The 8,406-nt window shown below is 67.0% G+C and carries 8 protein-coding genes, 1 tRNA gene and 1 pseudogene; 4 read left to right on the forward strand and 6 right to left on the reverse strand.

Features of this window, described 5'->3' with window-relative positions; all coding sequences use genetic code 11:
- Nucleotides 1-228: 228 nt before the first annotated feature.
- A complete protein-coding gene (locus Pmi06nite_RS40020; protein WP_203958474.1) occupies nucleotides 229-942 on the forward strand; it encodes a winged helix-turn-helix transcriptional regulator in 714 nt (237 codons plus the stop codon).
- Between the two features lie 105 nt (nucleotides 943-1,047).
- Here Pmi06nite_RS40020 and Pmi06nite_RS40025 read toward each other — a convergent pair whose 3' ends face one another.
- On the reverse strand, nucleotides 1,048-2,784 hold the full coding sequence (locus Pmi06nite_RS40025; protein ID WP_203958475.1) for a bifunctional metallophosphatase/5'-nucleotidase: 1,737 nt from the start codon (nucleotides 2,782-2,784) through the stop codon (nucleotides 1,048-1,050).
- A 130-nt stretch (nucleotides 2,785-2,914) separates the two neighbouring features.
- Here Pmi06nite_RS40025 and mshD point away from each other — a divergent pair, with 130 nt between their 5' ends.
- Complete coding sequence (gene mshD / locus Pmi06nite_RS40030) at nucleotides 2,915-3,832, forward strand: mycothiol synthase (RefSeq protein WP_203958476.1); 918 nt, start codon at nucleotides 2,915-2,917, stop codon at nucleotides 3,830-3,832.
- On the opposite strand, the gene Pmi06nite_RS40035 is transcribed toward mshD, so the two are convergent.
- From Pmi06nite_RS40035 to dcd, 3 genes are all read right to left on the reverse strand, one after another.
- Nucleotides 3,833-4,831, reverse strand: a complete 999-nt coding sequence (locus Pmi06nite_RS40035; protein WP_203958477.1) for an inorganic phosphate transporter — start codon at nucleotides 4,829-4,831, stop codon at nucleotides 3,833-3,835. It lies immediately after the preceding gene.
- The gene (locus Pmi06nite_RS40040) at nucleotides 4,832-5,449 is read right to left on the reverse strand and encodes a DUF47 domain-containing protein (protein WP_203958478.1); all 618 of its coding nucleotides are present in this window, start codon (nucleotides 5,447-5,449) and stop codon (nucleotides 4,832-4,834) included. It abuts the gene before it with no gap.
- Nucleotides 5,450-5,606: 157 nt separating this feature from the next.
- Nucleotides 5,607-6,182, reverse strand: coding sequence for a dCTP deaminase (gene dcd, locus Pmi06nite_RS40045; protein WP_203958479.1), 576 nt, complete (start codon nucleotides 6,180-6,182; stop codon nucleotides 5,607-5,609).
- Between the two features lie 166 nt (nucleotides 6,183-6,348).
- On the opposite strand from dcd, the gene Pmi06nite_RS40050 reads away from it, so the two are divergent.
- Nucleotides 6,349-6,422: transfer RNA gene (locus Pmi06nite_RS40050), tRNA-Gly, on the forward strand.
- A 92-nt stretch (nucleotides 6,423-6,514) separates the two neighbouring features.
- Here Pmi06nite_RS40050 and Pmi06nite_RS40055 read toward each other — a convergent pair.
- Entirely contained in the window at nucleotides 6,515-6,901 is a 387-nt protein-coding gene (locus Pmi06nite_RS40055; protein WP_203958480.1) for a tyrosine-type recombinase/integrase, read from the reverse strand.
- Between the two features lie 30 nt (nucleotides 6,902-6,931).
- On the opposite strand from Pmi06nite_RS40055, the pseudogene Pmi06nite_RS40060 reads away from it, so the two are divergent.
- Nucleotides 6,932-7,306: pseudogene (locus Pmi06nite_RS40060) on the forward strand (transposase family protein); the annotation flags it as partial.
- Between the two features lie 37 nt (nucleotides 7,307-7,343).
- On the opposite strand, the gene Pmi06nite_RS40065 reads toward Pmi06nite_RS40060, so the two are convergent.
- Nucleotides 7,344-8,216: a helix-turn-helix transcriptional regulator gene (locus Pmi06nite_RS40065; RefSeq protein ID WP_203958481.1), complete on the reverse strand. Its 873-nt coding sequence runs from the start codon at nucleotides 8,214-8,216 to the stop codon at nucleotides 7,344-7,346.
- Nucleotides 8,217-8,406 lie beyond the last annotated feature (190 nt).

The following is an 8,406-nucleotide window of genomic DNA, read 5'->3' on the forward strand; positions in this document are numbered from 1 at the left end:
CTTCCGCCACACGGGCGACCACTCAATGTGAGCAAGAGGTTACGGTGTTAATCCACGTGACCTGGTGTTCACACGATGGACCCACATTGGACCTCAACATGCTGTGAGCTACCCTACGGACTAATGGACCTGGGCAGCGTCGCCCCCGGGTCCTTCCGTGTTTGTACGGCTGGCGCAGTTTTCATCCGAAGCGGCGGACAAGCCGACGAGGTGGCAAGGAGGCGGAAATTGAGCAACCTGCTCCTGCTGACCAATGCTTTGGAGCCCTCCGCGGAGGTACTTCCCGCGCTCGGACTTCTCCTGCACTCGGTGCGGGTCGCGCCCTCCGAGGCGTCCGCGTTGATCGACACTCCACCCGCCGACGCCATCCTGGTCGACGCCCGCCGTGAGCTCGTCCAGGCGAAGAGCCTGTGCCGGCTGCTGCGGACCACCGGGATCGACTGCCCGCTCATGGTGATCGTCACCGAGGGCGGCCTGGCCGCGATGACGGCCGAATGGGGTCTCGACGACGTGATCCTCGACACGGCCGGCCCCGCCGAGGTCGAGGCCCGGCTCCGCATGGCCGTCGGCAAGCGGTCGCTCGCGGCGGCCGAGGAGGTCCCGGACGAGATCCGCAGCGGCGAGCTGTCGATCGACGAGGCGACCTACACGGCCCGGCTCCGCGGCCGCGCGCTCGACCTGACGTTCAAGGAGTTCGAGCTGCTCAAGTACCTCGCCCAGCACCCCGGCCGGGTCTTCACCCGGGCCCAGCTGCTGCAGGAGGTCTGGGGCTACGACTACTTCGGCGGCACCCGCACCGTCGACGTCCACGTCCGCCGTCTGCGGGCGAAGCTCGGCGCGGAGTACGAGGCCCTCATCGGCACCGTCCGCAACGTCGGCTACCGGTTCGTCCCCGACCGCGGCGGTGAGCAGGCCGAGGCCGCCGAGACCGCCAGGCGATAGCCGTACCGGCCCGATCCCCGCACGGGTGACGGCACCAGGCCACGAGACGAGAAGGCCCGCCCCGGACTCCGGGGCGGGCCTGTTTCGTGATGGCGGATCTGATCCCTACTGGATGACGGTGAGGCGATCGGTCACCGGAGGAGCGATCGGCGAGTGGGCGCCCATGTAGGCGACGAACGCGTCGATGTCCAGCGGGCCGCTCCACAGGTCGGTGCCCTGGGTGAAGACCGTGAAGCCGTCACCTCCGCCGACCAGGAAGTTGTTCGCCGCCACCCGGATCTGCTGGGTGTCGGTCACGGCCACACCGTTGACCTTGATGCCGGAGACCCGGGACCCGAACGGCTGCGTCAGGTCGGCCGTGTAGGTCAGCGTGGCCGACGGCTGAAGCACCCGGGTCGCCGCGGCGCTCCACTGCTGCTCGAGGAGCGCGTCGAGCTGGGCGCCGGTGAGCGTGACGGCCTGCATGAGGTTGTTGAACGGCTGCACCGTGAAGGCCTCGCCGTACGTCACGACGCCGTCGCCCTCGGAACCGCTCTGCGCGAAGGTCAGATCGGCGCGGATGCCGCCGGGGTTCATCAGCGCGATCTCGGCGTTGCCGCCCACCTTCGTCGCCTCCAGCTGAGCGTCGGCGATGACGTCGCCCAGCGCGGACTCCCCGCCGTTGGTCGAGTTGCGACCGAGGTTGGCGGTGATGGAGCCGATCGGCTTGTTCGCGACGGTCGAGACCCGGTCCTTCCAGGTCTGCACGAAGGCGGTGATCTCGGGGTCGGGGGTGACCGTGCGGGTCACCACGTGGTTGTCCGGGACGACGGACGAACGGACGATGTCGTCGGTCTTCTTGTCGACCTGGAAGTCGATCTGGGTGATGACACGGCCGAAGGACGAGCCCTGGGTGAAGTACCGGTCATGCCCGGCCGGGTCCTTGGTCTTGCAGATGTAGGCCTGGTGCGAGTGGCCGCTGATGACCAGGTCGACCTGCGCGTCGAGGCCCTGGGCGATCCGGGAGCCGGCGCCGGGGACGTTGGGGCAGGCGTCCGGGCTCTGGTTGGGGGCGACGTTGTCACCCTCGTGCATGAGCACGACCTGGGCCTTCACACCCTGGCGGGCGAGGAGCTTGGACACCTTGTTGGCGGCGGCCACCTCTTCGGTGAACTTCAGCCCCTTGATGCCCGCGGCCGTGACGATGGTCGGGGTCGTCTGGGTGACGAGCCCGATGAAGCCCACCTTCACGCCGTTGATCTTCTTGACGTAGAACGGCGGGAGCGCGTAGTCGCCGTTCTTCTCCTTGAGGACGTTCGCCGCGAGGTAGTCGAAGCTGGAGCCCTTCCACTTGCCCGCGGGCGAGCAGCCGTCGACCGGGTGGCATCCGCCCTTCATGATGCGGTTGAGCTCGTCGATGCCCTCGTCGAACTCGTGGTTGCCCACGGCGGAGGTCGCGAGGCCGAGCTTGTCCAGCAGGGCGACCGTCGGCTCGTCGTGGTAGGCGGCGGAGATCAGCGGCGAGGCGCCGATGAGGTCGCCGGCGGCGACCACCACGGTGTTCTTGTCGCGCATCTGCTTGAGATGCGTGGCGAGGTAGGCGGCGCCGCCCGCGTCGACCAGGGTTCCGGTCTCGTCGGCGATGCGGCCGCCCGAGCCGGTCGGAGGCTCCAGGTTGCCGTGGAAGTCGTTGATGGACAGCAGGCGCACGGGAACCGTCTTGGGCTCGGGGTGATGCTGCGACGGCTGGTTGTGCGACGGGTGATGGGATGAGGTCGCGCCGGCCGGACCGATGGCGAGCGCTGTGAGGCTCACCGCGGCGACTCCTACGAGGGCCAGACGCGTGAGAGATGCAGGGGTCATGGCCCCGACAGTAAAGCCGTGATCTAAGCATCAAATGGCTGGAACGTAACGATTCATGGGGCTCCGAGATGGCGAACATTGCCAGAACCCGAGCGTGCTGAGATCTCGGCGGTCACTTAACGTTCAAGGCATGAACGTGCGCGTGGATGTCGTGGAACGGCTGAACGAAGATCAGGTGACGGCCGTGCGGTCCCTTGTGGAGGCGGCGACGGAGACGGACGGCGTCCGCCCGCTCAACGAGCAGGCGATGTTGCGCCTGCGCCACGGGGGCGCGCCGGGGGCGAGGGCCGTACTGATCCATGAAGGCGCGGACCTCGCCGGATTCGCGCAACTGGACCCACCGGACCCGGCCGGCCAGGGCGAGGGGCCGAGCGGCGAACTGGTGGTCCACCCGGCGTTCCGCGGCCGCGGCCTGGGACGGCGACTGCTGGAGGCGGTCCTCGAGGAGAGCGGCGGCCGGATCCGGCTGTGGGCGCACGGCGACCACCCCGCCGCGTCCCGGCTGGCGGCATCGACGGGGCTGAGCCGCAGCCGGTCGTTGTGGCAGATGCGCCGCTCGCTGGAGACGCCGACGCCCGATCCGGTCCTGCCCGGCGATGTACGGCTGCGCACGTTCGAGACCGGCAAGGACGAGCACGCCTGGGTGGCGCTCAACGCGCTCGCCTTCGCCGCGCACCCCGAGCAGGGTGCGTGGACGATCGACGACGTCGAGCAGAGGGAACGGGAGTCCTGGTTCGACCCGGCCGGCTTCTTCCTCGCCGTACGGCGGGACGGCACACTGGCGGGCTTCCACTGGACGAAGGTCCACCGTGACGGCGAGGACGGCGGGCACGAGCCCGTCGGTGAGGTCTACGTGGTAGGGGTGGACCCCGCCGAGCAGGGGACGGGGCTGGGCCGGGCCCTGACGCTCGCCGGGCTCGTGCACCTGCGCGCGCTCGGACTGCCGCAGGTGATGCTCTACGTGGACGAGGAGAACCACGCGGCGGTCAGGCTCTACGAGTCGCTGGGGTTCAGCCGGTGGAAGACCGACGTCATGTATCGCCGGTGACTAACCGATGATCAGGTTCAGGATGTAGTAGGCGAGCGCGGCGACCAGGGCGGCCGCCGGAATCGTGAGGACCCACGCGGTGATGATGTTTCCGGCGACGCCCCACCGCACCGCCGACAGGCGCCTGGTGGCCCCCACACCCATGATCGCGGTGGTGACCGTGTGCGTCGTCGAGATCGGCGCGCCGTACGCGATCGCCGCCGTGTAGAGGACGGTCGCCGCGGCGGACTCGGCCGCGAAGCCCCGCGGCGGGTCCAGATGGATGATGCGGCGGCCGAGAGTGCGCATGATGCGCCAGCCGCCGGCGTAGGTGCCCAGCGAGATCGCCGCCGCCGACGCGGTGATGACCCACTCCGGGATGTCGGCCGTGGGCGAGATGTGCCCCCCGACGACCAGGGCGAGGAAGATCACACCCATCGTCTTCTGGGCGTCCTGCAGACCGTGCCCGAGGGCCATCGCGGCCGCCGAGACCGTCTGGGCGTATCGGAACCCGCGGCTGGTCTTGTGCGGATTCGACCGGCGGAAGATCCATAAAATGGCGATCATGATGATCCCGCCCAGCAGGAAGCCGACCACCGGCGAAAGGATCATGGGGATGACGACCTTGTCGAGCACGCCCTTCCAGTGCACCGACACGCTCGCCGCCAGGGCGGAGCCCACCAGCCCGCCGATCAGGGCGTGGCTGCTGGAGGACGGAAGCCCGAAGTACCAGGTGATGAGGTTCCAGGCGATGGCGCCGGTCAGCGCGCCCCCCACGACCACCAGGCCATGCCTGCCCTGAGGGGCGTCGATGATCCCGCTGCCGACCGTCTGAGCCACCGACAGGCCGAGATGCGCACCGATGAAGTTCATCACCGCGGCCATGAGAAGCGCGATCCGGGGCGTCAGGGCCCGCGTCGACACCGAGGTCGCGATCGCGTTGGCGGCATCGTGGAAGCCGTTGGTGTAGTCGAACGCCAAGGCGATGACGATGACGCCGATGACAATAGCGAGATCCACTTAGCTTTCCTTGACCGCGATCGACTCGATCGTGTTCGCCACGTGCTCGAAGGCGTCGGCGGCCAACTCCAGCTGCTCGATCACCTCACGCATCTTCATGACGGTGAGCGTGTCGAACTCCCCACTGAACAGCTTGGCGAGCAGCCGTCGGTAGATCTGGTCGGCCTGGTTCTCCAGGCGGTTGATCTCGATCCAGTACTCGTTGAGGTGTTGCATCGACCGCAGCCGCGGCATGGCGTCCGCCGTCAGCTCGGCGGCCCTCTCGAGGACCTCGACCTGGCGGACGACCTCCTTCGGCAGGTGGTCGATCTGGTAGAGCACGATCAGATCGGCGGCTGCCTCCATGAAATCCATCACGTCGTCGAGGTTCGAGGCGAGGCGATAAATGTCCTCGCGATCAAACGGCGTGATGAAGCTCTCATTCAGACGATTCATGATCGCGTGAGTACGCTCGTCGCCCGCGTGTTCGCAGGCTCGCATCTTCTCGGCCAGGGCTTCCCTGTCCGAGTCGTCGCCGATGATCTCAACCAGCAGACGGGACGCGGTGACGAGGTTGTTCGCGGAGTCTGCGAACAACTCGTAGTAGCTGTCCTCACGGGGCGTGAGACGCAGTCGCACGTCGTTTCTCCAGATGTGCGGGAATGGTCCGCAGAGAAGAGTACGGCCTACCTGTAGAAATGCGAACTTAAGGCATCGCACACCCACTTGTAACCTGCTCTTCCCCTTGTGGTTGCCCTCCTGTCCCCTGTTGACACGCTGCCGGGCCCTCGACCGCTCAGATCGACGTGCGGTGGAAGTTGAGGTACGACCTGCTCGGCGTGGGACCACGCTGCCCTTGGTAGCGGGAGCCGTACCGGTCGGAACCGTAGGGGAACTCCGCCGGCGAGCTGAGCCGGAACATGCAGAGCTGACCGATCTTCATGCCGGGCCACAGTTTGATCGGGAGGGTGGCCACGTTGGAAAGCTCGAGGGTGACGTGTCCCTGGAACCCGGGATCGATGAAGCCGGCCGTGGAATGGGTGAGCAGGCCCAGCCGGCCGAGGCTCGACTTGCCCTCGAGCCGCGACGCGATGTCGTCCGGCAGGCTGATCACCTCGTACGTGCTGGCCAGCACGAACTCGCCGGGGTGGAGGATGAACGGCTCCTCGCCCTGCGGCTCGACCTCCCGGGTGAGGTCAGGCTGCTCCGTGGCCGGATCGATGTGCGGGTAGCGGTGGTTCTCGAAGACCCGGAAGTACCGGTCCAGACGCACATCGACACTGGACGGCTGGATCATCTCGGGGTCGTAGGGGTCCAGCTTGACCCGTCCCGACTCGATCTCTGTACGGATGTCACGATCGGAAAGCAGCACGGTGCAAGGCTAATGGTCGCTGACACGGCGGCCACGCCTCCCCGTGCGTCTTCATCAAGTCGGCCGCACGGTGGGCCCGAAGTGAAGATCGGGAGTCCGGGGACTGCAGGAGTGGGTCGAGTTTCCGCTACAGTAGGGACGCGGTCGGCGTACACGGTCGGCCCACGCGGGTGTAGTTCAATGGCAGAACATCAGCTTCCCAAGCTGACAGCGCGGGTTCGATTCCCGTCACCCGCTCCACACACAAAGGCCCAGGTCAGAGGATGATTCCCGACCCGGGCCTTGATCTTTGTTGAGGTTGCTTCTCACTCGCGTGCCAGATTCGTGCCAGATCAGTGGATCTTGGTTTCGGTGAGGGGCGGATCATCGCGGTCATCCTTCGCGCCGAGTCCCTGCTTGACGATCTCACCCATGGCGTCAGCGATCGCCCGATCCCTGTCCCTGGCGGCGTGCAAATAGACCGTGGCTGCTTTCGTGCTGGAGTGGCCCATGCGAGTCATCAGCTCCTTGAGCGTCGCGCCAGTCGCCGCCGCGAGCGTGTTACCCGTGTGCCGAAGGTCATGGACGTGAATCTTCGGGAGCCCCGCCTTGGCCAGTGCCTTCGCCCAGACCTTCGTGAAATTGCTGCGCCGCAGCTGGGCGCCCTTCTCCCCCACGAACACGAGACCATCGGGTGCCGGCTCGCTGAACCGCTGGAGGTGCCAGGCGAGATCACCCATGATGACCTCCGGAAGCGCGACCACCCGAGCGCCGGCTGGCTCGTATGGGCATCGCCGGCACTGCCCGGCTCGGCGCACGAACTGAGCGCTGCCCGCACTCACGGCATCATCGACGCGCTGGCCAACGCAAACGTGATGGCCTTCGCCGACAAGGGCTACCAAGGTGCCAGCGGCAGCGTGCGCACTCCGTTCCAGACGGCACCGATACCGGCCGAAGCTGTCACAGCAGCAGAAGGCGGTGAACAAGGCGCACGCGAGAATCCGTGCCCGTGGCGAACGAGCCATCGCCACGCTAAAGACCTGGAAACTCCTGCCAAGCTGCGCTGCTGTCCACGCCGCTCCACCGCGATCGTGCAGGCCATCCTCGTCCTACACCGCGTCGAAACCGACCGCTACGCAGGATGAAAAGGCTCAGTGGTATTGAGCGCAAATGTCAGGATTTCTAGGCGTTCTCGTCGTTCGGCGGGCGGGGGTCGTTGGCCTTGGCCCACTCGGCGAGGAGCCGGAGGGCGGAGGCGGAGGGCGACCCGGATTTGGCGGTGTAGGCGCACAGATTCTGGTCGGGGGACGTGGTGAGCGCCAACACCTGGAAGCTGAGCATGAAATCGCCGGCGACGTGATGGTGATATCGCTTGGGTGCGCACATGAGCTTGTACACGTGATGTTGGCCCCACACCCGCCTGAAGTCCTCGCCGCTCATCAGCTCGCCGATCAGCTGGGAGATCCTCCTGTCGTCGGGGTAGCGCCCGGCGGTGAAACGGAGCATGGCGGTCGCGTCGGCTGCCACGAGGTTCCAGTCCAGATACAGGTCACGGGCTCGCGGATTGCGGAACGCGAACTTCACGAGGTTCCGCTCCGGCGTCATCGTGGGGTCGTCCCACATCATCAAGGCTCGGAACACCCGGTTGGCCGCCAGGACGTCTGTGTATTGGTCGATCACACACGACGGGGTCTCGGCGCGCTCCAGCGTGTCGAGCATCTCGTATGTTTCCGGCCGCACATTCTGCGAGGTGCGCGGCTGTCCGCGGCCGGGGCTGAGAAGAGGGCTGGCCAGGGAGACCAGATGTTCGCGTTCGGCCTCGTCGAGCCTGAGGGCGCGGGCGATGGCGTCGAGTACCGCTGGGGAGGCGTTCTTGCTGCGGCCCTGTTCCAGCCGGGTGTAGTAGTCGACGCTGAGACCGGCGAGCCGGGCGAGTTCCTCGCGTCGCAGCCCCGGGACGCGTCTGCGCCCGCGAGTGACCGTCCCCGCCTCCACGGGCTGGAGGCGGGCGCGGCGTGAGCGGAGGAAGTCGCCCAGCCTCACAAGGCGGTCCATGTATCACCCTTGTTCGACGGAAGGGTGGTCCTGTGCCCTGCTCCCCCAGCTTCGACACATTCTCGGGACACCGGAGGTGTCAGTCTGGTGCTTGTCGACGGCGACCTTCCAACCGTCGAGGACGCCGCGCAGGATCGTCTCGCTGTCCGCGGTGTTCTGGTTCATGGTGGTGCTCCCGGAAGGAGTGGGT

Origin of the sequence: Planotetraspora mira, assembly GCF_016863275.1 — a bacterium.
Lineage (GTDB): Bacteria > Actinomycetota > Actinomycetes > Streptosporangiales > Streptosporangiaceae > Planotetraspora > Planotetraspora mira.